The sequence below is a fragment of the Xanthomonas sp. LMG 12462 genome (genome assembly GCF_009192885.1).
Lineage (GTDB): Bacteria > Pseudomonadota > Gammaproteobacteria > Xanthomonadales > Xanthomonadaceae > Xanthomonas_A > Xanthomonas_A sontii.
In genome coordinates this window covers 99897-126027 of record NZ_NMPP01000030.1, presented here as the reverse complement: position 1 = coordinate 126027, position 26131 = coordinate 99897, and the positions used below count along the sequence as shown (strand labels likewise).

At 68.1% G+C, this 26131-nt stretch carries 19 protein-coding genes; 8 read left to right on the top strand and 11 right to left on the bottom strand.

The genetic code is table 11. From position 1 onward, the window contains the following. Nucleotides 1-1441: 1441 nt before the first annotated feature. Complete coding sequence (locus tag CEK69_RS08755; protein ID WP_026143743.1) at nt 1442-2830, bottom strand: serine hydrolase domain-containing protein; 1389 nt, start codon at nt 2828-2830, stop codon at nt 1442-1444. 338 nt (nt 2831-3168) lie between these two features. Then, complete coding sequence (locus CEK69_RS08750; RefSeq protein ID WP_152245064.1) at nt 3169-4767, bottom strand: choline dehydrogenase; 1599 nt, start codon at nt 4765-4767, stop codon at nt 3169-3171. Between the two features lie 179 nt (nt 4768-4946). On the opposite strand from CEK69_RS08750, the gene CEK69_RS08745 reads away from it, so the two are divergent. Further along, entirely contained in the window at nt 4947-6254 is a 1308-nt protein-coding gene (locus tag CEK69_RS08745; RefSeq protein ID WP_152245062.1) for an MFS transporter, read from the top strand. An 88-nt stretch (nt 6255-6342) separates the two neighbouring features. Beyond that, the gene (locus CEK69_RS08740; protein WP_152238169.1) at nt 6343-6696 is read left to right on the top strand and encodes a DUF1304 domain-containing protein; all 354 of its coding nucleotides are present in this window, start codon (nt 6343-6345) and stop codon (nt 6694-6696) included. Between the two features lie 35 nt (nt 6697-6731). Here CEK69_RS08740 and CEK69_RS08735 read toward each other — a convergent pair whose 3' ends face one another. The 3 genes from CEK69_RS08735 to CEK69_RS08725 all read right to left on the bottom strand — a co-directional run bounded on the left by CEK69_RS08735 (nt 6732) and on the right by CEK69_RS08725 (nt 10686). Then, the gene (locus tag CEK69_RS08735; protein WP_152245060.1) at nt 6732-7214 is read right to left on the bottom strand and encodes a hotdog fold domain-containing protein; all 483 of its coding nucleotides are present in this window, start codon (nt 7212-7214) and stop codon (nt 6732-6734) included. A 68-nt stretch (nt 7215-7282) separates the two neighbouring features. Further along, nucleotides 7283-9769 carry an acyl-CoA dehydrogenase gene (locus CEK69_RS08730; RefSeq protein WP_152245058.1) on the bottom strand — a complete coding sequence of 829 codons (2487 nt, stop codon included), beginning with the start codon at nt 9767-9769 and terminating at the stop codon, nt 7283-7285. Then, nucleotides 9766-10686 carry an alpha/beta hydrolase gene (locus tag CEK69_RS08725; RefSeq protein WP_152238171.1) on the bottom strand — a complete coding sequence of 307 codons (921 nt, stop codon included), beginning with the start codon at nt 10684-10686 and terminating at the stop codon, nt 9766-9768. The genes CEK69_RS08730 and CEK69_RS08725 overlap by 4 nt, the downstream gene beginning before the upstream one ends. A 139-nt stretch (nt 10687-10825) precedes the next feature. On the opposite strand from CEK69_RS08725, the gene CEK69_RS08720 reads away from it, so the two are divergent. Next, complete coding sequence (locus tag CEK69_RS08720) at nt 10826-11437, top strand: TetR/AcrR family transcriptional regulator (RefSeq protein ID WP_017910473.1); 612 nt, start codon at nt 10826-10828, stop codon at nt 11435-11437. Between the two features lie 47 nt (nt 11438-11484). Beyond that, nucleotides 11485-13056 carry a sulfotransferase gene (locus CEK69_RS08715; protein ID WP_017912932.1) on the top strand — a complete coding sequence of 524 codons (1572 nt, stop codon included), beginning with the start codon at nt 11485-11487 and terminating at the stop codon, nt 13054-13056. A gap of 114 nt (nt 13057-13170) precedes the next feature. Here the strand turns inward: CEK69_RS08715 and CEK69_RS08710 are convergent, their stop codons facing one another. From CEK69_RS08710 to CEK69_RS08700, 3 genes are all read right to left on the bottom strand, one after another. Continuing rightward, nucleotides 13171-16020, bottom strand: a complete 2850-nt coding sequence (locus tag CEK69_RS08710; RefSeq protein WP_152181735.1) for a TonB-dependent receptor — start codon at nt 16018-16020, stop codon at nt 13171-13173. A gap of 242 nt (nt 16021-16262) precedes the next feature. Further along, entirely contained in the window at nt 16263-17123 is an 861-nt protein-coding gene (locus CEK69_RS08705) for a hypothetical protein (RefSeq protein WP_148827644.1), read from the bottom strand. Nucleotides 17124-17238: 115 nt separating this feature from the next. Beyond that, nucleotides 17239-18132: an Hsp33 family molecular chaperone HslO gene (locus CEK69_RS08700; RefSeq protein WP_026143742.1), complete on the bottom strand. Its 894-nt coding sequence runs from the start codon at nt 18130-18132 to the stop codon at nt 17239-17241. Between the two features lie 81 nt (nt 18133-18213). Between CEK69_RS08700 and mtgA the strand changes: the two genes are divergently transcribed. The 3 genes from mtgA to CEK69_RS08685 all read left to right on the top strand — a co-directional run bounded on the left by mtgA (nt 18214) and on the right by CEK69_RS08685 (nt 20708). Continuing rightward, entirely contained in the window at nt 18214-18957 is a 744-nt protein-coding gene (mtgA, locus tag CEK69_RS08695; protein WP_152245134.1) for a monofunctional biosynthetic peptidoglycan transglycosylase, read from the top strand. Between the two features lie 340 nt (nt 18958-19297). Continuing rightward, nucleotides 19298-20320 (top strand): glycosyltransferase family 2 protein, encoded by a 1023-nt coding sequence (locus tag CEK69_RS08690; protein WP_152245056.1) that lies wholly within the window; start codon nt 19298-19300, stop codon nt 20318-20320. Further along, a complete protein-coding gene (locus CEK69_RS08685; protein ID WP_043090869.1) occupies nt 20280-20708 on the top strand; it encodes a CBS domain-containing protein in 429 nt (142 codons plus the stop codon). Before CEK69_RS08690 ends, CEK69_RS08685 begins: the two co-directional genes overlap by 41 nt. A gap of 154 nt (nt 20709-20862) precedes the next feature. Here the strand turns inward: CEK69_RS08685 and CEK69_RS08680 are convergent, their stop codons facing one another. Next, nucleotides 20863-22818: an AsmA family protein gene (locus tag CEK69_RS08680; RefSeq protein WP_152245054.1), complete on the bottom strand. Its 1956-nt coding sequence runs from the start codon at nt 22816-22818 to the stop codon at nt 20863-20865. A gap of 387 nt (nt 22819-23205) precedes the next feature. On the opposite strand from CEK69_RS08680, the gene CEK69_RS08675 reads away from it, so the two are divergent. Further along, on the top strand, nt 23206-23550 hold the full coding sequence (locus CEK69_RS08675) for a hypothetical protein (RefSeq protein WP_152245052.1): 345 nt from the start codon (nt 23206-23208) through the stop codon (nt 23548-23550). Between the two features lie 140 nt (nt 23551-23690). On the opposite strand, the gene CEK69_RS08670 is transcribed toward CEK69_RS08675, so the two are convergent. Both CEK69_RS08670 and CEK69_RS08665 read right to left on the bottom strand, forming a co-directional pair. Continuing rightward, complete coding sequence (locus CEK69_RS08670; RefSeq protein WP_017912941.1) at nt 23691-24362, bottom strand: hemolysin III family protein; 672 nt, start codon at nt 24360-24362, stop codon at nt 23691-23693. A 109-nt stretch (nt 24363-24471) separates the two neighbouring features. After that, nucleotides 24472-26076, bottom strand: a complete 1605-nt coding sequence (locus tag CEK69_RS08665; protein ID WP_017910485.1) for a peptide chain release factor 3 — start codon at nt 26074-26076, stop codon at nt 24472-24474. Nucleotides 26077-26131: the final 55 nt, after the last annotated feature.

The following is a 26131-nucleotide window of genomic DNA, read 5'->3' as shown; positions in this document are numbered from 1 at the left end:
ATCCACGCTGCCCGTTCCCTGTGCCCTGCTTGCCAGGCTGCCACGTGGACATCGCGCCTGTGCCTGTCGCATCGGCAACCGACGCGGCAAGCCGCGTCGCCTCCGTGCCACGGTCGGCGCCTGCGGGCAGGGCCACGCATCCATCTGATCTCCCTGGCATGCACGTGCGGCCTGGGCAGCCGCGCGAGTACCGGGAGGCGCGGGCAGTTATCGTCGGCGTGAACTTACGCGACAGCTACGCCGGCAACGACACGACGGTAGGCGGCAGCAAAGGCCGTCATATCGCGCGCAATGGATCGCCCCTGGCGTGGATCGACCGACCGTCGGGATCCGGGCAGCCACAGCAGCCGGAACGCCTGGCATTCGCCGATGCAGCCAAGACGTTGCATGGGCACTTGCAGCGCGTCAGCGCGCCTTGCCCGCCTCCACTCCGCATCACGGGTGTTCCCCGCGTATCCGTGGACTGAGGGGAGTCTCCGGTCGCCTGCTTTCGCCACACTCCCGCCGGATGCAGTCTGTCCCGTGGGAGTCGACTGTGGTGCAGCCGCGACAGGCGAAGCCGAAAGCCGGCCGACACCCTCCGTCGTCGGGACTGAAGTCCCTCCCACAGTGCACCCGGCGGGTTCGCCGCAAACCCCTGTGGGAGCGGATTCAGCCACGACGGGCTTTGTCTGGAATGCCCGTCGCTGCTGAAGCGACTCCCACAGTGGCTTGCGAGCTCGCCGGGTGGCTGTGGGAGGGGCTTCAGCCCCGACGCATTGGGCCATCGGAAAGCACCCACCACTTCGCGCGTCGCGGTTGCACGACAGTCGACTTCCGCAGGATGCTTCTCGTCGGTCGTTATCGCAGGTGTCCTGCAGTCGCGCCTCGCGTGCTGCCCAGCGCACGTCGGCGATGGTGCACCGGGTTGCCAGCACGCCAACGGCAGCCTGCGGCGATGCGGGGTGCAGCGACACCAGATGCCGGATCGCGAACAATGCCGAGAGGGCGCGGCGTGCGCCCTGTGCGCGACCTTGGAAGCGGCGGTGCGCCACCACCCTCACCGCGGCCGTACGCGGGCGCTCCGAACGCCTGCTGCCGCTGGGGGACGCAGTCGCCGATCGTTCGTCCAGGCATGACGTCGGCGTTGCGGCCACACTTTTATGGCCCGCTCGTTCCGGTGCATCGCCGCAGCCGGGACAGGACTGCGTCCCCGCGCCGGGAAGAAGGGCGCACGCAGCGCAGGTCAGCGCTGTAGACAGCAGAAAGGCGGTTCGCGCGCCCGTTCGCGAGGATGCTGCGCGAGCACGCGGTCAGTGCGGCGGAGACCGCGCCGTGTCGTTGCTGCGGGAATGGCACCGCGTCCCAGCCGGGAAGGGGCACACGCGGCGCAGGTCAGCGCTGCAGACAGCAGAAAGGCGGCTTGCGCCGCCTTCTGCGAGGATGCTGCGGGAGGCCGCGCTCAGTGCGGCGAGGCCACCGACTTGGACGAGGACGCGCCCTTCTTGTCCTTCGGGTCCGGACGCTCGGCCATCAGGTTGTCGCTGCCGAAGTCGGTGTCCACGTCCAGCCAGCGCTGCGCCGGCAGGCCGATGGCGCGGTCGAGCACGGTCGGCAGCAGGCCCGAGGGCAGGCCGCTTTCGCCGTTCCACAGGATGGCCACGCCGAGGTCGCGTTCCGGCACCAGCGCGATCAGGCCGCGGTAGCCCTGCACCGCGCCGGCATGGAAGATCACTTGGTGGCCGGAGTAGTCGAACACGCGCCAACCCAGCGCGTAGCTGGCCGAGTTGACGCGGGCGCGGCGCCAGCCCGAGCGCATCTCGCCGGGGGTGAGGATCAGCGGCGCGTGCAGGGTCGCCAGCAGCGGCTCCGGCAGCACGTCGGGACGATGCCCGGTCTGCGCGATCAACCACTGCGCCATGTCGCTGATGCTGGCGTTGACGCCGGCGGCCGGCGCCAGGCGGTAGTAGGTCGGCTTGGGCGTCAGCGAGACCCAGCCGTTGCGGCTGCGCACGTGCGGGCGCGCCCAGCGCGGGCTGGCCTGGATGCCAGCCAGGCCCATGCTGGCGTCGTTCATGCCCAGCGGCTTGAAGATGCGCCGCTCCACCGACTGCTCGTAGAAGCTGCCGGACGCGGCGAACACCACGTCGCCGATCAGGCTGAAGGCGACGTTCTGGTAGGCGTAGCACTCGCCCGGCGCGCACTTCAGCGGCGCATAGGCCAGCTTGTGGCTGAGCGTGTAGTAGTCGATGTTGGATTCGACGTCGCGGTCGTAGGCGTTGTAGGTGAGGCCGACGCGGTGACTGAGCAGGTCGGCGACGTTCAACTGGCGCGTGGCGACCGGGTCGCTGAGCTGGAAGCCGGGCACGTAGTCGACGACCTTGCTGTCCCAGCGCAGGGTGCCGTCGTTGACCAGCAGGCCGGCCATGGTGCCGGCGAACGCCTTGGACAGCGAGGCCAGGCGGAACACGGTGTGCGCATCGACCTGCTCGGGGCGGTTGACGTCGGTGACGCCGTAGCCGCGCGCGCTGAGCACCTGGCCGTTGTGCACGATGGCCATCGCCAGACCGGGCACGCGCTCGCCATAGGTCAACTGTTCGGCCACCGACTCCAGCGCGGCGACATCGAAGTCCTTGGCCAGCGGCAGCACCTGGCTCTGGGTGAGCGAAGCGCGGTAGGGCAGCGGCTGGGTCGGCGAGGTGTAGCGCGTGGCTTCGGTGTGCAGCGGCGGCGGCAGCGGTTGTGCGGGCGCCGGCGTCTGTGCGGTGGAGGACATCGCAAAGGGCAGCAATGCCCCCAGCAACCCGGTTGCCACCGGTCGAAGGAGCCGGTGCCTGCTGTTCTGTGTCATTGCGCCTGAGGCCTGTGAGGTGCTGCCGGCCACGATTCTAGCGCCGGATTTCTCGAATGCACAAACTGGGAGAAGATGAATAGGCATCGCCTTGATCCTGCTGGGGATTTCCCGCCTCGGACGGGGCTGTGCAGGCCTGCCGGCGGAGTGGTGGCGGGGACTGCGGCGGATGCCCACGGACATGCAATCGCCGTGCCGCGCACGGCTTTGCCTGGCCCCTCTCCCCCCGGGAGAGGGGTTGGGGTGAGGGTAGGTCGCCCAGTAGCGGATCTACCGCCGCGATACTCGTGCGCTCGCCCCCCTCCGCGCAGCGTCGTGCATCCCCCGCAGCCGCCGCCTCACCCCTCCCGCAGCACAGCCCGCCCACGGATCAGATCCGCAGCACGCTCGGCGATCATCATCGTCGGGCCGTTGGTGTTGCCGCTGACCAGGCGCGGCATCACCGAGGCGTCGACCACGCGCAGGCCGTCGAGACCGCGCAGGCGCAGCTGCGGGTCGACCACCGCCTGCGCATCGCGGCCCATCCGGCAGGTGCCGATCGGGTGGTAGATGGTTTCGGCCTTGGCGCGGATGAAGGCGACCAGCCCGGCCTCGTCCAGGTCCTCGCGTGCCGGCAGCAGCGGCGCGCCGCGCCATGCATCGAACGCCGGCTGCTGCAGGATGTGCCGCGCCAGGCGCGCGCATTCCACCAGCATGCGCAGGTCGAAGCCGTCGGGATCGCTCAGATAGTTGGCCTGGATCCGCGCCGGCGTGCGCGGGTCGGCGTCGTTGAGCGCGATGCGGCCGCGGCTGCGCGGCTGCAGGTGGCAGGCGTGCAGGGTGAAGCCGTCGCCGGGCAGGCGGTTGCGGCCGTGGTCGTCGAGCATGGCCGGCACGAAGTGCAACTGGATGTCGGCGCGCGCGTCCGGCGCCAACGGCGAGCGGATGAAGCCGCCGGCCTCGGCGATGTTGCTGCTGCCGGCGCCGCGGTGTCCACGCAGGAAATAGTCGAAGGCGATCTTGGCCTGGTTGCGACGGTCGTAGCTGATCCCCGGGCGGGTGCGGTACAGCGTGCACACGTCCAGGTGATCCTGCAGGTTGGCGCCGACCTGCGGCTGGTCCAGTTGCACCGCGATGCCGTGGCGGCGCAGCGCATCGGCCGGGCCGATGCCCGAGAGCATCAGCAGCTGCGGCGAGTTCACCGCGCCGGCGCTGAGCAGCACTTCGCGCGCGGCGCGCGCCTGCACCTCGCGGCCGTCCTGCGCATAGGCGACGCCGACCACGCGTCCACCTTCGATCAGCAGGCGCAGCACCAGCGCGTCGGTGACCACCTGCAGATTGTCCCGCGCGCGCGCCGGCGCCAGGTAGGCCACCGCCGCCGAGCAGCGTGCACCGTCCTTCTGGGTGACCTGGTAAAGGCCCACGCCTTGCTGCTGCGGGCCGTTGAAATCGGGATTGTGCGGGAAGCCCGCTTCCTGCGCGGCCGCGATGAACACGTCCGAGAGCGGGTTGTGGTAGCGCAGGTCGGAGACGTGCAGCGGGCCGTCGCCGCCGTGCAGCGCATCGCCGCCGCGGCTGTTGCATTCGCTGCGGCGGAAGTAGGGCAGCACGCCGCGCCAGTCCCAGCCGTCGGCGCCGTCGGCCGCCCAGTCGTCGTAGTCGGCGGGCACGCCGCGCACGTAGCACATCGCGTTGATCGAGCTGGAGCCGCCCAGCACCTTGCCGCGCGGCCACCACAGGCGGCGGTCGTTCAAGGCCGGCTCGGCCTCGGTCAGGTAGTTCCAGTTGATGCGGCGGTTGCTGGCCAGGCGCGCCAGGCCGGCGGGCATGTGGATGAAGGGATTGCGGTCGCGCGGCCCGGCCTCGATCAGCAGCACCTTGCAGTCGCGGTCCTCGCTCAGGCGGTTGGCGAGCACGCAGCCGGCCGAGCCTGCGCCGATGATGATGTAGTCGTACACCCGCGGTGTCCCCTGAGTTCCTGGCGCCGACGCTAGTCGCCGGGGATAGAGCATATGCTCGGCGCGCGTGGTGGCGTGCGGCGGCGCGGCATATCCCGGGGACTCGCACGGCGCCCGCGCTGGCGATGTTGCAGTGCATCGGATACCTTGCGCGCAACCAGGCGGCGAACGGCGAGCCGATGCAAGCGGAAAACAAGCGCGTCCACACCGGCGAGCTGCGCGCAGTGCTGCTGTCCTTCGTGTACTTCTTCTGCGTGCTGTCGGCGTACTACGTGATCCGGCCGGTGCGCGAACAACTTGCCGCGGCTGTCGGCTCGACCCAGCTCCCTTGGTTCTACATGGCGACCTTCGTCGCCACGTTGCTGCTGACCCCGCTGTTCGCGTGGATGGCGGCGCTTTGGCCGCGGCGGATCGTGGTCCCGGCGGTATACGTGTTCTTCGCGCTGTGCCTGTTCGGCTTCGTGCCGCTATTCAGCGGCTACGGCGGACTCAGTCCGCGTGCGCTGGGCATCGTGTTCTTCGTCTGGGTCAGCGTGTTCAACCTGTTCGTGGTGTCGGTGTTCTGGAGCTTCATGGCCGACATCTGGAGCAACGAGCAGGCGCGGCGGCTGTTCCCGCTGATCGGCCTGGGCGGTACGGCCGGCGCGGTAGCCGGCCCGCTGCTGACCCGTGGGTTGGTCGGGGTGATCGGCGTGGCGCCGTTGCTGGTGGTCTCGGCGGCGCTGTTGGGCGTGGCGCTGGCATGTGTGATCCTGCTCGGGCGCTGGGCGCGGGTGCATGGCGCGCGCCGCCACGACGTCGGCCACGAGGCGGCGGTCGGTGGCGGCATGTTCGACGGTCTCAAACAGATCCTGGCGAATCCGTTCATGCGGGGGATGGCGCTGCTGATGCTGCTGGGCGATTGCATCGGCACGGCCGGCTACGCGCTGATGACCGATTACTCCGGGGCCACCTTCCACAACGCGGTCGATCGAACAGAGTTCGCCGCCAATATCGACATGCTGACCAATGTGCTGCAGGTCGCCGTGCAGATCACGCTGACCCGCTGGCTGCTGATGAAGAAGGGTGCCGGCATGGTGATCGCGCTGTGGGCGTTGATCAGCGTGGGTGCGCTGGTGACCACGGCGCTGTCGCCCGATCCCTATGCGCTGGCAGTGTGGATCGTGCCATGGGTGGTGTTGCCGGTGGTGATCACCCGTTCGCTGACCTACGGCATGGTCGGCCCCGCGCGCGAATCCCTTTATACGCGGGTGCCGCGGCAGTTGCGCTACCAAGGCAAGAACGCGGTGGATACGGCGGTGTGGCGTGCTGGTGACGTGGCCGTCTCGTCGGCGATGATCGGCCTGCGCGGCCTGGGCGTGGGAGTGCAAGGTTTCGCCGCGTTGGCCGCGTTGGCAGCGGCGCTTTCCGGCGCCATCGGCTGGCGCCTGGCGCGTGCGGTCGAAAGCACCGCCCCAGTTGCGGCGAAGACAGCGGCGACGCGTTGAGTCCGCGCCCAGCAGGTCGCGTCGCCGTGGTGCCGGCCGCCGCGGCAACCGCTATGCTGTGCATCCTTTCCTGCCAATGGACGCGCGCATGACCCTGCTGGCTTCGATTCTCGTATGCTTGGTCGCGCTGCTGCACGTGTACATCCTGGTGCTGGAGATGGTCCTGTGGACGCGTCCGCTGGGCATGAAGGTGTTCCGCAATTCGCCGGAGAAGGCGCAGGCCACGCGCGTGCTGGCGGCCAACCAGGGGCTCTACAACGGCTTCCTCGCCGCCGGCCTGGCCTGGGGCCTGGTCGCGCAGCGGGTCGACGTGATGCTGTTCTTCCTCGGCTGCGTGGTCGTGGCCGGCCTGTACGGCGGCTGGAGCGTCAGCCGCCGCATCGTGTTCGTGCAGGCGCTGCCGGCGGCGCTGGCGATCGCGGCCGTGCTGCTGGCGTACTGAGCCACGTACCGCGCACCGCGCACGCGACGCTGCGATCAGGGCGAGGCCGTGGCCGGCGCGCGTGGCGACACCCACATGGCGATGCGCGCGAAGCACACCACGTGCTCGTGCGTATCGCGGATCTCCACGCTGACCGGCAGGTCGTAACCCCGCTCGGCGGCGACGATCGCCACGTCCGGCGTAGCCACCGCATGCATCGGGCCGAGCGCCTTGCTGCGGTAGTCCACCTGCATGCCCTTGGGGATCCAGCGCATCGACGGCGGCAGGCTGGCGTCGACCATCACTCCACCGGCCAGTTCCGCCAGGTTGCACAGGGCGATCGCGTGTACCGTGCCGATGTGGTTGCTGACCCGCCGCCGGTGCGCGATGCGCGCCTCGCAGCGGCCCGGCTCCAAGACGGTGATGCGCGGGGCGATGCTGGCGAAGTAGGGCGCCTTGAAGCACACCGCACGCGAGAACAGCCAGGATCCCCCGGGCCAGCCTTGCATGCGGCGGTAGAGCGAGAGCAGTCGGCTCATTGCAGTTCCCCCGAACGCACGACGGCGGACCGAAGTCCGCCGTCGTGGGTGTCGCATGGCCAGGACGATCAGGCCGCTTCGCGCGAATGCCCGTCGTCGGCCGCCGCCGCGGCACGCTGGTAGTAGCTCGCCGAGCGCAGCTCGTCGGTGTCGAAGTCGTCGACGCTGATCGTGTCCATGGTGATCTCGCGCAGCTCCTCCAGCTGACGGCGCTCGTCGGCCGACAGCACGCCTTGGCGCACCGCCTCGTCCAACTGCGAGACGAAGTCCAGCGATTCGATGCCCTTGCTCTTGAGCGCCTTCAGGAACTTGCGCTCCACCGGCTCGGCCAGCACCGCCTTGGTCAGGTAGCTGGCGATGCGGCCGCCGGGGTTGTTCTCGCACGGGGTCAGGAACACGCCCTGGCCCAGGCGATCGCGGGCTTCGTTCGGCGTCATCAGCAGCGCGGCGACGCGGTGGCCCAGGCGGTCGCCCGGCGCTTCGGCGCGGCGGCCCCACGGGAAGATCAGCGCCCACATCAGCCAGCCGACCGGACGGATCGGGAAGTTGCGCAGCGCCGCCGACAGCGCCAGCTCGATCTTGTGCACGCTGTCGTGGAAGGCCCAGGCCAGCAGCGGCTGGTCGGTGGCCGGCGCGCCGTCGTCGTGGTAACGCTTGAGCATGGCGCTGGTCATGTAGATGTGGCTCAGCACATCGCCCAGGCGTCCGGACAGCGACTCCTTGAACTTCAGCTTGCCGCCGAGCATCAGCATCGACACGTCGGCCATCAGCGCCAGGTTCGCCGAGTAGCGGTCCAGCTTGCGGAAGTAGCGGCGGGTGTAGGCATCGCCCGGCGCGGCGCCGATGCGCGCGGCGGTCAGGCCGAACCACAGCGAACGCACCGCGTTGGAGATGGCGAAGCCGATGTGGCCGAACAGGTTGCGGTCGAACTCGTCGACGCCGGCCTTGTGATCCGGATTACCGGCGGCCTTCATCTCCTTCATCACCCACGGATGGCACAGGATCGCGCCCTGGCCGAAGATCAGCAGGCTGCGGGTCATGATGTTGGCGCCTTCCACGGTGATCGCGATCGGCGCGGCCTGCCAGCTGCGGCCGGCGAAGTTGCGCGGGCCGAGGATGATGCCCTTGCCGCCGACCACGTCCATCACGTCGCTGATGACCTCGCGGCTCATCGTGGTGCAGTGGTACTTGGCGATCGCCGACGGCACCGACGGCACGTCGCCGCGGTCCACCGCCGCGGCGGTGGCCTGCGACAGCGCGCTGATCGCATAGGCCTTGCCGCCGATCCGCGCCAGCGCCTCTTCCACGCCTTCGAAGCGGCCGACCGAAAGGCCGAACTGCTTGCGGATGCGCGCATACGCGCCGGTGACGACCGCGCCGAACTTGGCGCCGCCGCTGGCGGTGGAGGGCAGGGTGATCGAGCGGCCGACGGCCAGGCACTCGTTGAGCATGTTCCAACCCTTGCCGACCATTTCCACGCCGCCGATCAACTGGCTCAGCGGGATGAACACTTCGCGGCCATGGATCGGGCCGTTCTGGAACGGCGAGTTCAGCGGGAAGTGGCGGCGGCCGATCTCGACCCCCGGGGTCTCGCGCGGCAGCAGCGCCAGGGTGATGCCGATGTCCTTGGTGTCGCCGATCAGGCCTTCCGGGTCGTACATGCGGAACGCCAGGCCGACCAGGGTCGCCACCGGGGCCAGGGTGATGTAGCGCTTGTCGAAGGTCAGCTTGACGCCGAGCACGTTGGCGCCGTTCCACTCGCCCTTGCAGACGATGCCGTAGTCGGGGATCGAGGTGGCATCGGAGCCGGCGAACGGACCGGTCAGGCCGAAGCAGGGCACTTCCTGGCCCACCGCCAGACGCGGCAGGTAGTAGTCCTTCTGCTCCTTGGAGCCGTAATGCAGCAGCAGTTCGCCCGGGCCCAGCGAGTTGGGCACGCCGACGGTGGAACTGACCACGCTGGAGACCGAGGCGATCTTCTGGATCACCTTGTGGTGGGCCAGCGCGGAGAAGCCCAAACCGCCGTATTCCTTCGGAATGATCATGCCGAAGAACTTGTTCTTCTTGATGAAGCTCCAGATCTCCGGCGGCAGGTCGGCGTGGACGTGGGTGATTTCCCAGTCGTTGGTCATCCGGCACAGCTCTTCCACCGGGCCATCGAGGAAGGCCTGCTCTTCGGCGGTCAGCTGCGGCTTGGGATAGTTCAGCAGCTTCTGCCAGTCCGGGTCGCCGGTGAACAGCTCGCCTTCGAAGCCGACCGAGCCGGTTTCCAGAGCGATGCGCTCGGTCTGCGACAGCGGCGGCAGCACCTTGCGGAACACCTTCAGCATCGGCGCGGTGAGCAGCGGCTTGCGCACGAACGGCAACAGCAGCGGCATCGCGACCACCGCCAGCACGACGGCCGCGACGATGGCGGCGACGTGGTTGGCGCCGAGCAGCCAGCACGCGACCAGCAGCGTGGCGCTCAACGCGGCCCAGACGGCGAGCCGCATGCGGTGATAGGCGGCGAACGCGCCGGCCAGCAACAACACGAGGAAGGGGGCAATGATGCTCATGGGCGTGCTCCGGGGAGGTACTCGGTGACGGCGGACGATGCGCCGGCGCAGGCCGGTGGCAGGGCGTCCAGGTAGTGCAACACAGTGGCGGTAAATGCGGCGTTGTCGTCGCCGGCCAGCATATGCGTGGCTTCGGGCAGATGCGCATGCTGCGCATGCGGCACCAGCGACAGGAACTCTTCGATGGTCTGCGGCGTGACCAGATCGCTGCGGCCGCCGCTGATCAGTAGCAGCGGGCACTGCACGTGTGCGGCGGCCTGCGCGATCGCTCCCTGGTGCTGGTCGCTGTCGCGCGCCAGCTCTTCGACCAGGCGCGGGTCCCAGTGCCAGTACCAGCGGCCGTCGGGGTGTTGCCGCAGGACGCTGCGCAGCGCCTCGGGCGACTTGCGCGCGCGCTGCGGCAGGTAGGCGGCGATCGCGTCGCCGGCCTCGTCCAGGCTGGCGAAGCCATGGGGGTGCGCGGTCATGAAGGCGAGGATGCGCTCGACCCCGGCCGGCTGCCAGCGCGGGGTGATATCCACCAGCACCATCGCGCGGAACAGGCCCGGCCAGCGCGATTCGGCGATCAGCCCGAACAGCCCGCCCATCGAGGCGGCGACCAGCACCGGTGGCGGCGACATCTCGCCAGCGACCACGATCAGGTCGTCGGTGAATTGCTCGCCGCGATAGGGCAGGTCCGCCGGGTTGCGCGCCGAATCGCCATGGCCGCGCGCGTCATAGGCGACGCTGCGGTAGCCGTGCGCCTGCAGCGCCGCGGCGGTCGCCGACCAGGCATGCTTGGTCTGGCCGAAGCCATGCGCGAACAGCACCGATCCGGCCTCGCCGGGACCGGTGACGGTCGCGGCCAGCGCCAGCTCGCCGGCACCCGAGAGGGTAGCCGAGGCGGCATGCGGGATGGTGGCGGAAGCGGAAACCATACGAGATAGTATGGTTGCTCTGCGCGGCATGTCAATACGATGCAGTATGGGTGCGAAAAGCCAATGCTGCCGGGCATTTGCGCCGCCCTCGTGAAGGCCACATACTGCAACCGACGTCCCCGTATGGTTAAATCCACGGATGAATACCGCGCCCGCTCCTTCCTCCGACGACGGCGCCGCTTCCGGCGGTGGCCGCAACAACCGGCTCAGTGCCGAAGACTGGGCGCAGGCCGCCCTGGACCTGATCGCCGAACAGGGCGTCAGCGCGGTGGCGGTGGAGCCGCTGGCGCGGCGCCTGGGCGTCACCAAGGGCAGCTTCTACTGGCACTTCCCCTCGCGCGATGCGCTGCTGCAGGCCGCGCTGGAGCGCTGGGAACTGGTCGAGCAGCAGCAGGTGTTCGGCAGCCTGGAAGAGGTGCCGGATCCGCGCACGCGGCTGCGCGCGCTGTTCCAACTGGTCGCGCACGAGGTCAAGCCGCACATCATCTACAGCGAGTTGCTGAAGGCGCTCGATCATCCCGCGGTGCGGCCGGTGATCGACCGGGTCTCGCAGCGGCGCATGGAGTATCTGATCGCCTCGTTCCGCCAGGCCGGGCTCAGCCGGACCGATGCGCAACATCGCGCACGCCTGGCCTATGCCGCCTACGTCGGCTTCCTGCAGCTTTCGCTGCAATTGCACCAGCCCAAGCAGGCGCGCGAGGACTTCGAGGCCTACGTCGAACACGTCATCGTGACCTTGATTCCGGGCTGAGGCCGGGCCGGCGCGCGTCACCGCCCAGGCAATCCTGAAGGAAGATGATGACCGGCTCCGATGAGCAGATCGGCGCGTTGCTGGCCCAGGGCCGCAGTGCGATCGCAGCGCGGCGGTTCGATCGTGCCGAGGTCGCGTTCGCGCAGGCCGTGGCGCTGGCGCCGGACCAGGCCGATGGCTATCTGGGCCTGTCGCACGCCCTTCTGGTGCTGGGACGCCATGCGGAGGCCAAGACCGCGACGATGAGGCTGGCCGCGATGTCCCGGTTGAGCCCGGCACAGGCGTTCGAACTGGCCAGGCGCCTGCGCCATTTCAACGAATACGAGCGACTGATCGCGCTGTTGCGCGATCAGTCGTTGCTCTCGGCCATGTCGCCGCAGCAACTGGCCGAAGCGGCGGTGCTGCTGAGCGACATCGGCGAGCACGCGCTGGCATTGACCCTGGTGGAGCGCGGCCTGCGTCTTGCGCCGGGGCATGCCGCTTCGTTGTACTTCAAGGGCAACCTGTTGTTCTTCCTCGGCGACCGCAACGGTGCCGAAATCCACTACGAAGCGGCATTACGTGCCGATCCGGCGATGGCGCAGGCGTTCTGGATGATGGCCGCGCTGCATACCCAGCGGCACGCGTCCAATCATGTGGGCCGCCTGCGCGACGCGCTGAGGCGCTGTCCGCCAGGTTCCATGGGCGAAACCTATCTGAATTTCGCCCTGCACAAGGAACTGCACGATCTGGGCGAGCACGCCGAGGCATGGCAGGCACTGGAGCAGGCATGCGGCAGCGCGCGCCGGCGCATCGATTACCGCCTGTCCGATTCGCTGGCCTTGCTGGATGGCATCGAGCGGCGGTGTTCGCCGGCGTATCTGGCCGAGCCGATGCCGATAACGGAAGGTGGTCCGCGTCCGATCTTCATCGTGGGAATGCACCGCAGCGGCACCACGCTGCTCGAACAGATGCTCGTGCGCCATTCCCAGGTCCGCTCGGTGGGCGAGTCCTATCTGTTTCCCGAGCAACTGCGCGGCGTCACCAATACCGCGGCGCGGGATGCGCTCTCGCTGGATATGCTCGCGCGCCTGGATTCGGACGCGCTGCGCCGCGCAGGCGCCGACTATCTGCACGCGGCCGCGTGGGCAGTCCAGGGCCGGGATGTCCTCGTGGAGAAACTGCCGGCCAATGCGTTGAATGTCGGCTTCATCCGCAAGGCGTTGCCGCAAGCCAGGATCGTGTGGATGGCGCGCGATCCGATGGATACCTGCTTCTCCAATCTGCGCGTGCTGTATTCGGGCGTGGCCGGCTATTCCTACACGCAGCATGAAATGGCCGGCTACTTCGTTGCACACCAGCGGCTGATGCAGCATTGGGAGCGCAGCCTGCCCGACGCACTGTTGCGGGTCGATTACGCAGCGCTGGTCGCGCAGCCGGAGGCGACGTTGCGCCAGGTCGCGGCCTTCTGCGGATTGCCGTACCAGCCGCAGATGCTGGATCTGGAGCGGGCTCATGGCGCGGTCGCGACGGCGAGCGTCGGACTGATGCAGGGTGGTCTGCGCGCGGATCGCGCGCGGGTGTGGGCGCCGTATGCGGCGCAACTGCAGCCGTTACGCTCCGCTCTGGGACTGGCGTAGCCGACGCCCGCCGGAGCCCCGGATCGAACTGCCGTCGCAATCGACCGGTTCCGTCGCCCAAAAAAAGATGCAGCCCCTTGCGGGGCTGCATCGGGTGACGCGACGACGAGTGGATCAGAACTTCTGGTTGTACTGCATGTACAGGAAACGGCCCGGCACTTCGTACTGCGGATCGAAGCTGTTGGCGAAGGTCGTGTACGAGACCGGTGGGTTGCGGGCGAAGATGTTGTTCACGCCCAGGGTGATCTTCGCGTTCCAGGGCGCCTTCCAATAGAAGGACGCATCGTTGTACACGGTGGCGCCCAGCTTGTTGTAGGACAGGTCCGGGTTGGTGTTGAAGTTGCTGCAGAGTTGGCCGAAGCCATAGTCGTTGGTGCTGAACGGGCAGGGTTCGTCCTGCTTGGAGTAGTAGCGCATCGACCAGGTGGCGCCGACATCGCCCAACTCCCAGCGCGCCAACAGGTTGGAGCGGATGCGCCAGTTATTGTTGCGATCCGAGTACTCGCCGACCTTGTTGTTGCCGTCGTTGTTGTCCTCGTTCCGGGCGTAGTAGGTGGTATCCCAGTTGAAGGACAGCGTGCCCCACGACTGCTCGGGCAGGCGGTAGTTGACGGTCATGTCATAACCTTCCACCAGCGTTGAGCCGATGTTCAGGCCAGCGGACAGCAGTTCGTTGATGGAACCGTCGGCGTTACGCGAGAACAGCGAGCAGGCCTGAGCGACCCCATCCTTCACGCAATCGTCCAGAATGCGCTGGCCGCTGAAGCTGGTGATGGTGTTTTCCAGCTTGATCTGCCACCAGTCCAGCGACACGTCGAAGCCGCTGACGAAGCTCGGGCTCCAGACGAAGCCGAGGGTCTTGGTGGTGGAGGTTTCCGGCTTCAGGTTGACGTTGCCGCCTGTGCTGATGCGGATCTGCGCGTTGCCCTGGTCGTAGCCGCCCGCCGGTACGCCCTGCGCGGAGCAGCGCGCGCGCTGTTCGGCGGTCAGGCCCGCATAGCCGCCGCCGAAGGTCGTCGAGCAGGGGTCGGCGATCTGCTCGAAGCTGTCGGCGACGCCCTGGAACAGCTCGGACACCGACGGCGCGCGGAAGCCCTGCGCCCAGTTGCCGCGGATCAGCAGGTCGTCGATCGGCTTCCACTTGAAACCGAACTTGCTGTTGACCGTGTTGCCGAAGGTGTCGTACTTCGAATAGCGCGTTGCGACGTCGAATTCCAGCTCCTTGAACAGGGTCACGTCCTTGAGCAGCGGGATGGAGATTTCCAGGTAGGCTTCGTCCAGCGAATAGCCGCCCGAGGTCGGGGTACGCACGTTGCCGGTGGTGTTGCCCGAGGCGATCAGCGCGTCCGGCGAGTCGTAGCCGCTTTCGGCACGGTGCTCCACGCCGGCGGCGAAGGCCAGGGTGCCGCCGGGCAGGTCGGCGACTTCGCCGGTGAGGTTGGCGAAGTATTGCTTCATCTTGTACTGGTATTCGTCGTGCGCGACGAAGGTGATGTAGTTCAGCATCTCCGGGGTCAGGCCGCCGACGCCGCCCAGCAGGTTCGCCGGCACGCAGCCGTTGACGATCGCACCCGGGGTGCCGCAACGCGCGGTGCCGGTGGCGTCGATGAAGGACGGACCCACCGCGTTGCGCAGCGACAGCAGATTGAACAGGCCGGTGGTGGTGTCGTTCTGGTCGTTGCGGCCATAGCTCATGCCCGCATCCCAGGAGAAGTAGCGATCGCCCAGCTCGAAGCTGCCCTCAAGGGCGCCGACGAAGCCGAAAGTATCGACGTTCTGCTTGAAGCTGCGGCCGCCGGTTTCGGTGGCGCGACGCTGCACGCGCGAGACGGTGCGGCCGAACGGGTTGTAGATGCTATTCGGCGAGATCGCGATGGTGCGGGCCTGGACGCCGGCGCCGGGGCCTGTGCCGAGCACGATCGGCATCGAGGCGAGCAACTGCTCGGACTGGCGATTGTTGTAGGTCGCCTGTGCGGAGAAGCTGACGTTGTCGGTGATCTTGAACATCGCCTGGCCGAAGATCGACTTGCGCTCCTGCGGAGTCAGCAGGTAGTTGTCCGGGGCGAAGTTGTAGAGATCGTTGACGCCCGCGCCCCAGTTGCGCCAGTTGGCGGGTGTCGAGCCGGCGTCGTAGCCGAATTGGCCGGTCGTGCCGTTCGGACGGGTCTGGGTACCGCTGCACACGCCATTGGCGAAGGTGCCGTTGCACACCGCGAAGCGACCGTTCGGGCTGGTGGTGCTGCCGAAGGCGGTGCCCGTCTTGTAGATCGGCACGGCGGAAATCGCGCGGTCGCCGGCCATCACCGGATCTTCCTTGACGTAGCCGGCGCCGAACAGCGCGCTGAAGCGTTCGCCGGTGCTGCCGATGGTCACGTCGAAGCTCTGGCGCGCGCCATCGCCCTTGCTGAACTGGCCGTAATAGGCGTTTGCTTCGGCGCCGTCGAAATCCTTGCGCAGGATGATGTTGACCACGCCGGCGATCGCGTCGGAGCCATAGATCGCCGAGGCGCCGTCCTTCAGGACTTCCACGCGCTCGATGGCGGCGGTCGGGATGGTGTTCAGATCGGTGGCGCCGCCCAGACCGGTGCCAGCGACCCAGCGGCGGCCGTTGACTAGTACCAGGGTGCGATTGGAGCCGAGGTTGCGCAGGCTGACGCGGGTTTCGCCGTTACCACCGTTGTTATAGGTGGAGTTAAGCGTGGAGCCGTTGGCAGACAGATTCTGCAGCACGTCGCCGATCGAGGTCAGGCCCTGCGCCTGGATGTCTTCGCGCGACATGCTGAAGACCGGCTGCGACGTCTCCACGTCGGCGCGCTTGATGCGCGAGCCGGTGATTTCGATGCGGTCGAGCGTGGTAGTACCGCTGTTGGCGTCCTGTGCGAACGCGGCGCTGGCGGCACCGCCCGTACTCGCGGCAAGGGCGATCAAAACTGCGTCGCGCAGTTTGGTGGTCTTGCAGATCATTGGCTCTCTCTCCGAATGCGATATGGTTGCGAACTGGCCGACGGGGCGCCGAAATGCGGAGCCAAAACCGTAGGGTGAACCGATAGTAACTGCGTTCCCGCTGAAATTAAAGAGTCGTTAAGAGCGGGGAGTTGAAAGACGTTGGACGCCCCGTCTTGTGGTGTTTCAGAAATGAAAAAAGCCCCGTGAGGAGCTGTTGGGCAGGCGGCGTGTGTCTCGTGGTGAGACCGAGTTGGCGAGGCCTACAGATCCTGCTCGTAGCGCACGTAGGGGATGGTCCCCTCTTCGGTGCTGATGTTGTTCGGCGAGAACGGGTTCTTGCCGCGGGTGATGACGTTCTCGGCGCCCACGGTCAGCTGGCCGCTCCACGGGGTGCGCCAGGTCAGGCCTACGCCCAGGCCGGTCCACTTGCCGGGTTGGCCCGGGGCGTCGACGACACGGCCGATCACGTTGGCGCTGAACGAGCCGTAGCCGCCGCCGATGCTCAGGCTCTTGCTGTCCCAGCGGTCGAGCATGGCCGGGGTGGCGTCGGCGATCGGCACCAGGCGGGCCTTGGCGTAAGTGCCGCCGATCGAGACAAAGCCCTCGCGGCCGATGTTCTGCTGCGCGAAGACGGTCAGGTCGTTCTGCTCCATCCGCATCGACGGCGTCTTGTTGGCGCCGGCCAGCCAGGCGGGGAGGTTCTCGCGGCCGGTGCCCGCCGACAGCGACAGGCGCCCGCCGGGGCGGTTGAAGGTGGTGGTGGCGGCGACATGGTGGCCGGTGGTGCCGTCGTCGTCGCCCAGGCTGGCCAGCATGCAGTGGCTGGCCAAGCCGCTGATGCTGCCGCCGCTGGCGCTGTTGCACAGCAGGCCCAGCGAGTCGCCGGAGGACAGGCCGAACGCTGCATCCAGGGAGTTGCGGCCGAAATGCCAGCGCGCGCCGACCGCCTGTTCGCCGGTGGGCTCCAGGTACAGCAGCGCCTCGACCTTGCCGCTGCCCTTGTTCCAGACCGGCAACACGGTGCGGTCGTGACCAGTGGCGGGCTTGCTCTGCGCGTGCGCGCCCGTGCTCGCCGCAAGGGCGATCAGCAGGGCGAGCGGTAGGCGCAGGAAGGGTCGCATCAGCAATCTGAGACTTGGGGCGGGCACGAAAGTTCCCGCCGGACAGGGTGGTCGATGCTAGAGGGTTTATGTTTCTTTAACAAGTCGGACTCCCCGGTCGCGACGCGCGTTTCAGCTAGTGCAAGCGCTCCGAGGACGTCGGTTCAGCCTGCGTTACGGCAAACAATACTCCGAATTCCGTCAAGGGGAAGTCATAGTGGCGGCCGCAGAACTCGCAGCGGATCTCAACTTGGCCGGTCGCCTCGGCCGCCGCCCGCGCTTCTTCCTCGCCGAGCGAGCGCAGCATCGCCGCGACCCGCTCGCGCGAGCACGAGCAGCCGAAGCGCAGCGGGCGGTCGCCGAGCAGTTCCGGGGTCTCCTCGTGGAACAGCCGGTGCAGCAGGGTTTCGGCCGGCGTGGCCAGCAGTTCGGCCTCGCCGACGGTCTCGAACAGCGCGCCGGCGCGGTTCCAGCCGTCCTCGTCGCCGGCGTCGCCCGGCAGCTTCTGCAGCAGCAGGCCGGCGGCGTGCGTACCGTCGGCGGCCAGGATCAGCCGCGTCGGCAACTGCTCTGACTGGCGGAAGTAGTCCTCGAAGGCTTCGTCCAGCTCGGCCGAGGACATCGCCACCAGACTCTGGTAGCGCTGCGGTTCGCGCGGGTCCAGGCCGGGGTTCTCGATGGTGATCGCCAGCAGGGCATCGTCGCCGAGCACGCGCAGGTCGCGCGGCGCGTCCTGGCCCTCGCCCAACTGGACGATGCCGCGCAGCGTGCCGGCGGCGGTGCACTCGGCGAACAGGGTGCGCAGCGCGCCCTGGCTGCGCAACTGCACCGACAGGCGCCCGTCGACCTTGGTATGGCCGGTGAACAGGGCCGCGGCGACGCAGGCCTCGCCCAGCAGTTCGGTGGCCGCGGCAGGATAGCTGGCCGGCGCCAGGATCTCGCGCCAGGTGTCGTGCAGGCGTACGTGCACGCCGCGCACGCCGGCGCCGGGGAGCAGGAAGCGGGTCAGACGATCGTCGGAAGAATGCATTGCGGCCTCGCTGCGCATGGGAAGATGGCGACCGCACGAGAGTGGATCGTCACGGTGGACCAGATCGAAGAAAGCATAGGAATGGGGGCGGGGCGCCGCGATGCAAGTGGCGCTCTGCCGGCGCGTCCACGGGCCAGGCGCTGGCGGCGCTGGCTGCTGCTGGCGCCGTTGCTGTTCGTGCTGGCGAGCGTGTCGCAGGTGTTGCTGCTGCGCTTCGTCGACCCGCCGTTCTCGGCGATGATGCTGGAGCGCCAGCTTGGTGCCTGGGCCAGTGGCGACTGGTCGTACCGCATCGCGTACGACTGGCGCGACACCGCGCAGATCGCGCCGAGCCTGCCGATCTCCCTGGTCGCCGCGGAAGACCAGCGCTTCCCAAGCCATCACGGCTTCGATCTGGATGCGATCGAGAAGGCGCGCGACCACAACTCGCGCGGCGGCCGTCTGCGCGGCGCCAGCACCATCAGCCAGCAGGTCGCCAAGAACCTGTTCCTGTGGCAAGGCCGCAGTTGGCTGCGCAAGGGCCTGGAGGCCTGGTACACGGTGCTGATCGAGGCGCTGTGGTCGAAGCAGCGCATTCTGGAGGTGTACGCCAACGTTGCCGAGTTCGGTGACGGCGTGTATGGCGCACAGGCGGCGGCGCGCAGCTTCTGGAACAAGGACGCGGCGCAGCTGACGCCGGCGCAGAGCGCGCTGCTGGCGGCGGTGCTGCCGGCGCCGCAGCGCTACAACGCCGCGCGTCCAGGCCCGTACGTGCAGGGCCGCGCCAACTGGATCCAGCGCCAGACCCGGCAACTGGGCGGCCCGGCTTATCTGCAGGCGCCGTAGCTTGAGCCCCTCTCCCCCCGGGAGAGGGGTTGGGGTGAGGGTACGGCGGCAGGTGAGCGTGGTGGGGTTCGGCGGCAGGCGCACCCTCATCCGCCCCTTCGGGGCACCTTCCCCCAAGAAGGGGCCATGGTCCCGATGGGAGAAGGGATTCAAAGCCCCTCTCCCTTCGGGAGAGGGGTTGGGGTGAGGGTACGGCCGGCACGTGAGCGTGGTGGGGTTCGGCAGCAGACGTACCCTCATCCGCCCCTTCGGGGCACCTTCTCCCAATGGGAGAAGGGAGTGGCTCGTCAGGTGATGCCCACTGCTGGTGAACCCGCAGGCGGCTCCGTACCATCCGCCGATGGAATCCGAACGTCTCACCGTCGTCGTCACTGCGTTCAACGAGGCGCAGACCCTGCCGCTGCTGCACCCGCGCATCCTCGCCGCGCTCGACGCCGTGCCGGGACTGGAGGGGCGGGTGCTGTACGTGGACGACGGCAGCCGCGATGCCACCTGGGAGACGATCCAGGCGCTGGCCGCGTCCGATCCGCGGGTCGGCGCGCTGCGCCTGTCGCGCAATTTTGGCAAGGAACTGGCGCTGACCGCCGGTCTGGACTGCGTCGATCGCGGCGCGGCGATGCTGCTGGACGCCGATGGGCAGGATCCGCCGGAACTGATCGGACAGTTCGTCGCGCATTGGCGCGCCGGCTACGACGATATCTACGGTACGCGCCTGGTGCGCGAAGGCGAGGGCTGGCTCAAGCGCGGCACCGCGGCGCTGTTCTACCGGGTGATCGGGCGCCTGTCGAAGACGCCGATCCCCGCCGATACCGGCGATTTCCGCCTGCTGTCGCCGCGCGCGCTGGCCGCGCTGCGGCAGTTGCGCGAGCGCCACCGCTTCATGAAGGGACTGTTCGGCTGGATCGGTTTCCGCCGCCTGGCGGTGCCGTACCGGCGTGCGCCGCGGCTGGCCGGGCGCAGCAAGTTCAGTCTGTGGCGGTTGTGGAACTTCGCCCTGGACGGCATCACCGGCTTCTCCACCGCGCCATTGCGGGTGGCCACCTACCTGGGCCTGGCGACAGCGGTGGGCGCCTTCCTGTTCGCGATCTGGGTGGTGGTCAAGGCGGCGCTGTGGGGCGACCCGGTGGCCGGCTGGCCGACGATGATGGCGGTCATCCTGTTCCTGGGGGGCGTGCAACTGATCGCGCTGGGCCTGATCGGCGAATACCTGGGCCGGCTGTACGAGGAATCCAAGCAACGTCCGCTGTACCTGGTGGAGACCTGGCGTGCACCGGGCGAAGGAGTATGCTCGGCCGTGCGATCCAGCGAACCGGGAGGCAGCGATGCGGACGGTACGGCAGGTCTTGAGCGAAAAGGGCAATGAGATCCACGCGGTCGCGCCGGACACGGCGGTGATCGAGGCGCTGCGGCTGATGGCCGCCAAGGGCATCGGCGCGGTGCTGGTGCTGCAGGACGGACAGCTGTCCGGGATCCTGTCCGAGCGCGACTACGCACGCAAGGTGGTCCTTCAGGACCGCTCCTCGGCGACCACGCCGGTGCGCGACATCATGAGCAGCAGGGTGCACACCGTGGACCCGTCGCAGAGCGTGCAGCAGTGCATGGAACTGATGACCGGGCAACGCATCCGCCACCTGCCGGTGGTGGACGCCGGCACCGTGATCGGCGTGATCTCGATCGGCGACCTGGTCAAGGCGGTGATCGAAGAGCAGCGCGAGGAGCTGGATCAGTTGCAGGAGTACATCAGGAGCTGAGGGGCTGGGAGTCGGGAAAAGAGAATGGGGAATGGGAAAGGCAGGAGCGCGGATCCCGCGTTATGCGTTTGGGCGTGATTCGCCTGGCGATGTCAGACCACGCAATGCGCTCTTGATCTGACGATTCCCCATTCCCGATTCCCCACTCCCGGCTTCACCGCCCGCACTGAATATCCTTCCCCGGCCCGGTCTCGATGGTCGCCAGCAGGGCGGCCGGCGGGGCGATGCTGCCCAGGGCGACGGCGATCGCGCCGCGCAGGCCCAGGGCCTTGAAATCGGGGCGGAAGCTCGGGTCCTTGAAGGTGCCGCCGACGCGCAGCGGCGAGCGCAGGGCGAGGATGCTGTGGTCCTTGGGTTGCGCCTTCAGCAGCAGGTCCAGGCGTTCCTGGCGCAGGTCGATGGTGCCGCTGCCGACCAGCAGGGTGTCGGTGCTGTCGAAGGCCAGGCCGCGCGAGGTCATCACTCCGTGCTGCACGCCGAAGTCGCCGAACGCACAGCGCACCGGGATCTCGCGGTCCTTGGTCACCAGGTACTTCAGCGATTCGGCGATATCCAGCCCGGCCAGCTCCATCACCAGGTTGCTGATCCGGCCCTTGCCCATGCCGACCGCGACGTTGCCGTCGGCGCTGCCGAGCATCTGCGCGATCGAGTTGCCGCTGCCGGCCAGCGCGATCTCGCCGCCGATCGCGCCGGCGGCTTCCTTGGCCAGCTTGCCGTCGGGGAACAGCTTGCCCAGTTGCACGCCGCGGATCGACACCTGCGCGCGGGTGAACAGGGTGGGCTTGCGCGCATCCATGCGGATGTCCGAGCGCAGGTCGCCGCCAGCCACGCCGAAGTTCAGCGGTTGCAGCAGCAGGACGCCGTCATCGAGCTTCAGGTGCGCGTCCATGTCGTCCAGCGGCAGCGACGGCGCATTGATGCGCTGCGCCTTCCAGCGCACGTCGGCGTCCATCGCGCGCAGCTTGCCGAGGTCGTATGGGGTGGACGGCAGCACCTTGTCGGTGGCGGCGAGCTTGGCCGCCTGCGCCTTCTGCTCGGCATTGGCTGTCTCGCCGGCGCCGGTGCGCGGCGGCGCGCCGACGAAGCCGGCCAGGTCGTCGAAATCCAGCCGCTGCGAACGCAGGTCGGCGCGCAGGAACGGGCGCTGGCCCGCAGTGTCGATCTGCACCGTGCCGGCCAGGTCGCTGTCGCCGGCGCGGCCGCGGAAGTCCTGGTAGCGCCAGCGATCGCCGTCGCGCTGCAGGCGTCCGTCCAACTGGTAGGGCGGGGTGGAGGGAATGGCGATGCCCAGCAGCGGATACAGGTGGGCCATGTCGGTGCCGGCCAGTTGCAGTTGCAGGTCGAACACGCGCAACTGGAACGGATTGGTCAGGGTGCCGCGCATGTGCGCGCGGGTGCTGCCGGCGCTGCCACGCAGGTCGACGCGGAACGGATGGTCGCTCTCGCTCAGTTCCAGCGGCGAGGCGGTACTGCCTTTCAGGGTGAAGGGATTGCCGCGCCAGCGGCCGTCGCCGCTGACTGCGATCGGCGGGGCGGCATCGCCACGGCGGCGCTGCCCGACCTGGCTGTCGACGGCGATGTCGATCTCGGTGCGCCCGGCCGGGTCCTGGAAGCGCAGGTGTCCCTGCTGTACCAGCAGGGCGCCGAGCACGACCGGACGGCCGCCGTCGGACTGGCCGAACACCCAGTTGCCGGGCTGTCCGTTCGGTCCGGTTTCCAGCAGCAGATCGGGCTTGGTCAGGCGGATCTCGGGGATGCGCACGCGTCCGCGCAGCAGCGGCCACAGCGCGATGTCCAGTTCGGCGCGGTCGGCGCTGGCCATCTGCGCCTGCTTCGACCAGTCGGCGTTGGCGAAGCGCAGGCGATCGCCACGCACGGTGACGATGCGGCCCAGGTCCACGTCCAGGTTGCCGTCGATATGGAAGGCGCGGCCGGTGCGCGCCTGCACCGCGCGTTCCACTGGCGCCTTGAACCAGTTCCAGTCGAAGATCAGGATGATGACGAGCAGGAGCAGCACCAGCGCGCCGAGCACGAACGGCCAGCGCCGCAGGCGGCCGTCGTTGCGCCGCCAGGGCCAGGAGCGGGATGCGGAAGCGGGGTCGCGAGCCATGCGGCCATCCTAGGCAGCCGCCGTGCACGGGGTGCGAAAGCGGAAGGGATGGCGGGTCCGATGGGCGTTGTCCGCGTCCACACCGGGGATGCATGATGCATGTGGGTTGCCTGCGGGATCAGACGCTGCCGCTCACGGGAAGGGCCGGAGATCGCTGACGGCGATTCCAAGGTACTCGATGGTGAAGGTGGCTTTCTGGCCGCCTACAGCATCGCAGTGCATCACCCTTGGTCCCGGTCAATCAGCGGTCGTCGGTGTATCTGACAGGGGATGCGTGTGAGAGAGTCAGCCAAGCGCTTCGGCAGGTTTCCACTCGCCGTCGCTGCCTTTTGTCTAGTGTCGCCGTTGGGTGGCGCGTCTCAGGCGGATGTGGATCCGGCGCAGCTTGTGCGCATCGACGTCGGGAACATCGATCCGATTGAAGTGGGCATTCTGGCGCCGAGCGGAAGATTCCTTGTTTTGATGGACAGCGAGACCCAGTGCGAGGGCGTTTCGGCAACCGGTGGGCGCGTGGTTATTACGCCTGCCATCGCGGCCGGGATGTATTGGGATGCGGAAGGCAAGGAGCACGTGGTCGCCGCATTCTCGGAAGTTGGAACCTTCACGATCCATGTCTCCGACAACCTCGAAACGGAACCGGATGGGGCGTTCGCGACGAAGCAGCGCTATGTCAACCAGCATCCATCGCACATGGTCGTCTCTGCTGGAGCGTGTCAGAAGCGCAAGAGCTGATCGGCGTTGCTGCAGAGCGCACGCCATGCGCTCGACATTCCAAGCGAATGCCTGGGTAGGCGTTGCGATCGCAGAGCGGTCCGTCATGCCGCCCTGGGAGGGCGGGTGTTCGGGACGCCGGCGAACGGCCGATGGTCTGCCTACAGCACCTGGCCGGTCACCGCCACGAAGTGGCAGACGCTGCCGGCGAGGACGAACAGATGCCAGATGGCGTGGAAGTAGCGCACGGTGTCGCGCTGGTAGAAATACGTGCCGAGGGTGTAGAACAGACCGCCGGCCAGCAGCCAGCCCAGGGTCCAGGCGTCGACGGAGCGCAGCAGCGGTTCGATCGCCACCACGATCAGCCAGCCCATCGCGATGTACAGGATGGTCGACAGCAGGCGGAAGCGACCAGTGAAGAACAGCTTGAAGATCACCCCGGCCACGGCGATGGTCCAGATCGCTGCGAACAGGCCCCAGCCCCACGGGCCGCGCAGGCCGATCAAGGTGAACGGGGTGTAGGTGCCGGCGATCAGCAGGTAGATCGCGCAGTGGTCGAAGATCTGCAGGCGCGCCTTGGCGCCGGGATGCGGGATGGCGTGGTACAGCGTCGAGGCCACGTACAGCAGCAGCAAGGTGACGCTGAACACGATCGCGGTGGCGAGCTGCCAGCCGTCGCCGTAGATGGCGGCCAGGGTGATCAGCACCGAGCCGCCGGCCAGCGCGGCGATGGCGCCGAGGCCGTGGGTCAGGGCGCTGGCCAGTTCGTCGCGCCAGTCCGTGGAAGGCTGCGCGTCGGCGTTCGAGTAGGCGGGCGACCGGTCTGCATCCATGGGCCCGCACGGTAGCGCAATTGCGAGCGGTTCGCATCCGCTGCGGCGCAACACGGCGCCGCCGGTTGGGCGTGCGCTCAGCCGGCGCACGCCCGCGGTCACATGGCGGTCATTCCACCGCCACGCTGTGCGCATGTTCGCGCGTGGCGGCGAAGCGCACATCCGGCGCGCGTTCCTGCGCCAGTTGCAGGTTGACCCGGGTCGGCGCCAGGTAGACCAGTTCGCCGGCGGCGTCGATGCCGAGGTTCATCGCGTTCTTCTCGCGGAACTCTTCCAGCTTCTTGGGGTTGTCGCAGTGCACCCAGCGCGCGGTGACCACGCCCACCGGTTCGAAGCTGGCGTCCACCCCGTACTCGTCCTTGAGCCGGTAGGCGACCACGTCGAACTGCAGCGTGCCGACCGCACCGAGGATCAGGTCGTTGCTCATCAATGGGCGGAAGAACTGGGTGGCGCCTTCCTCGGACAGCTGCGCCAGGCCCTTCTGCAATTGCTTGAGCTTGAGCGGGTCGCGCAGGCGCGCGCGGCGGAACAGTTCCGGGGCGAAGTTGGGAATGCCGGTGAACGACAGCGACTCGCCTTCGGTGAAGGTGTCGCCGATGGAGATGGTGCCGTGGTTGTGGATGCCGATGACGTCGCCGGGATAGGCCTCGGCGGCGATCTCGCGGTCGCTGGCCATGAAGGTCAGCGCGTTGGCCAGCTTGACCTCCTTGCCGGTGCGCACGTGCAGGGTCTTCATGCCGGCGGCGAAGCGGCCCGAACAGATGCGCATGAAGGCGACGCGGTCGCGATGCTGCGGATCCATGTTGGCCTGGATCTTGAACACGAAGCCGGTGAGCTTGTCCTCGCCGGCCTGCACCTGGCGGCCGGTGGTGGCGCGCGGCTGCGGCGGCGGCGCGTGCTCGGCGAAGAAGTCCAGCAGCGGCTGCACGCCGAAGTTGTTGACGCCCGAACCGAAGAACACCGGGGTCTGCTTGCCGGCGCGGTAGGCGTCCAGGTCGAAGGCGTGGCTGGCGCCCTGCACCAGTTCCAGTTCCTCGCGCAGTTCGGCCAGCATCTGTTCGCCGATCTTCTCGGCCAGGCCGGGCGCGTCCAGCGACGGGAAGATGGTCGAATCCTGGCGGGTGAAGTTGCGGCCGGGTTCGTACAGGTGCACTTCGCCGGTCACCAGGTGCACCACGCCCTTCAGGCGCTGGCCCATGCCGATCGGCCAGGTCACCGGCGCGCATTCGATGCCGAGCACGGTCTCGACCTCGTCGAGCAGGTCGATCGGATCCTTGCCCTCGCGGTCGAGCTTGTTGATGAAGGTCATGATCGGCGTGTCGCGCAGCCGGCACACCTCCATCAGCTTGATGGTGCGCTCTTCCACGCCCTTGGCCACGTCGATCACCATCAGCGCCGAGTCCACCGCGGTGAGCACGCGGTAGGTGTCCTCGCCGAAGTCGGCGTGGCCGGGGGTGTCGAGCAGGTTGATGATCTTGCCTTCGTACGGGAACTGCATCACCGACGAGGTCACCGAGATGCCGCGCTCCTTTTCCAGCGCCATCCAGTCCGAGGTGGCATGGCGCGCGGCCTTGCGGCCCTTCACCGAGCCGGCCATCTGGATCGCCCCGCCGAACAGCAGCAGCTTCTCGGTCAGCGTGGTCTTGCCGGCGTCGGGATGGGAAATGATGGCGAAGGTGCGGCGGCGCGCAGCTTCGGTGGCGACTTCGGACATGGGCGGCACGCCCGCATGGGGCGTCATCGGCAACGGAGGAAGCCCGCGATTATAG

What these genes read in the sequence shown, in the direction of transcription:
- CEK69_RS08755 (WP_026143743.1), bottom strand. Translation starts at nt 2,830, where the DNA reads ATGACACAGAACAGCAGGCACCGGCTCCTTCGACCGGTGGCAACCGGG.
- CEK69_RS08745 (WP_152245062.1), top strand. Translation starts at nt 4,947, where the DNA reads ATGCAAGCGGAAAACAAGCGCGTCCACACCGGCGAGCTGCGCGCAGTG.
- CEK69_RS08740 (WP_152238169.1), top strand. Translation starts at nt 6,343, where the DNA reads ATGACCCTGCTGGCTTCGATTCTCGTATGCTTGGTCGCGCTGCTGCAC.
- CEK69_RS08735 (WP_152245060.1), bottom strand. Translation starts at nt 7,214, where the DNA reads ATGAGCCGACTGCTCTCGCTCTACCGCCGCATGCAAGGCTGGCCCGGG.
- CEK69_RS08730 (WP_152245058.1), bottom strand. Translation starts at nt 9,769, where the DNA reads ATGAGCATCATTGCCCCCTTCCTCGTGTTGTTGCTGGCCGGCGCGTTC.
- CEK69_RS08725 (WP_152238171.1), bottom strand. Translation starts at nt 10,686, where the DNA reads ATGGTTTCCGCTTCCGCCACCATCCCGCATGCCGCCTCGGCTACCCTC.
- CEK69_RS08720 (WP_017910473.1), top strand. Translation starts at nt 10,826, where the DNA reads ATGAATACCGCGCCCGCTCCTTCCTCCGACGACGGCGCCGCTTCCGGC.
- CEK69_RS08715 (WP_017912932.1), top strand. Translation starts at nt 11,485, where the DNA reads ATGACCGGCTCCGATGAGCAGATCGGCGCGTTGCTGGCCCAGGGCCGC.
- CEK69_RS08710 (WP_152181735.1), bottom strand. Translation starts at nt 16,020, where the DNA reads ATGATCTGCAAGACCACCAAACTGCGCGACGCAGTTTTGATCGCCCTT.
- CEK69_RS08705 (WP_148827644.1), bottom strand. Translation starts at nt 17,123, where the DNA reads ATGCGACCCTTCCTGCGCCTACCGCTCGCCCTGCTGATCGCCCTTGCG.
- CEK69_RS08700 (WP_026143742.1), bottom strand. Translation starts at nt 18,132, where the DNA reads ATGCATTCTTCCGACGATCGTCTGACCCGCTTCCTGCTCCCCGGCGCC.
- mtgA (WP_152245134.1), top strand. Translation starts at nt 18,214, where the DNA reads ATGGGGGCGGGGCGCCGCGATGCAAGTGGCGCTCTGCCGGCGCGTCCA.
- CEK69_RS08690 (WP_152245056.1), top strand. Translation starts at nt 19,298, where the DNA reads ATGGAATCCGAACGTCTCACCGTCGTCGTCACTGCGTTCAACGAGGCG.
- CEK69_RS08685 (WP_043090869.1), top strand. Translation starts at nt 20,280, where the DNA reads ATGCGGACGGTACGGCAGGTCTTGAGCGAAAAGGGCAATGAGATCCAC.
- CEK69_RS08680 (WP_152245054.1), bottom strand. Translation starts at nt 22,818, where the DNA reads ATGGCTCGCGACCCCGCTTCCGCATCCCGCTCCTGGCCCTGGCGGCGC.
- CEK69_RS08670 (WP_017912941.1), bottom strand. Translation starts at nt 24,362, where the DNA reads ATGGATGCAGACCGGTCGCCCGCCTACTCGAACGCCGACGCGCAGCCT.
- CEK69_RS08665 (WP_017910485.1), bottom strand. Translation starts at nt 26,076, where the DNA reads ATGTCCGAAGTCGCCACCGAAGCTGCGCGCCGCCGCACCTTCGCCATC.